Genomic DNA, 696 nt, shown 5'->3' with positions numbered 1-696 from the left:
GGTAAGCACGCGGGAAGCGCTTCTCGCCCGGTTCCAGATCCTTGCGCGCGAAACGGTTCTGAATGTCCCCCATCCCCTTGAGCGACGCTTCGAGTTGAGACCTCTTGTCGCCCCATTTCTTGTCCCAGGCGATCCACTCGGCCGTCCTCGTGGCAATGGGACTGCCCACCCGGCCGGGCTGGATCTTGATCGGCTCCGGAGGTATCGCGTTGAGCTGCGTCTGGTAGTCGGCCCGCTTCTCGGCGAGGACCGCGCGGTTGGCCTCGTCGCGGACCGTGGCCGGGAGGCCGTCCAGGGCGCCGACGCTGGCGGGGTGGAGCGCGATGTAGTCCGCCTGCTCGTCCTGCGAGAGGCCCTTCCACCAATCGGCGTTCTCCTTGGGGGACTTGCCCTTCGGAATGTCCCCCGCGGGTACGTGGTCGGCCGCGCCGCGCACCGCGGCCATGTCCCGCTGGGCGTCCACCCATTCCGCGTCGGAGACGTTCAGGTCGCTGTCGGCGTGCAGCCGGCCCAGTGCCTGTGCGTACCGGGCGTCCGCCTCGGTGGCCTCGCTGAGCGCGGCTCCGATGCGGTCGGCGTACTCCTGCGCCTTGGCCCGCTTGGGGTCCGGGTCCGACCCGATGACCATGCTGGGCCTGCTGCCCCGCACGCTCTGGTGGGGCGCGAGGGGCGCCGCCGGGTCCTTGTCGACCCAGT

At 70.4% G+C, this 696-nt stretch carries 1 pseudogene; it reads right to left on the bottom strand.

The features are described 5' to 3' along the window. Positions 1-696, bottom strand: a pseudogene (locus KUM32_RS41795) (hypothetical protein); the annotation flags it as partial.

The organism is Streptomyces sp. AC627_RSS907 (genome assembly GCF_019049165.1).
Note: the sequence above shows the minus strand (reverse complement) of the source record. Positions and strands in the feature narration are given on the sequence as shown.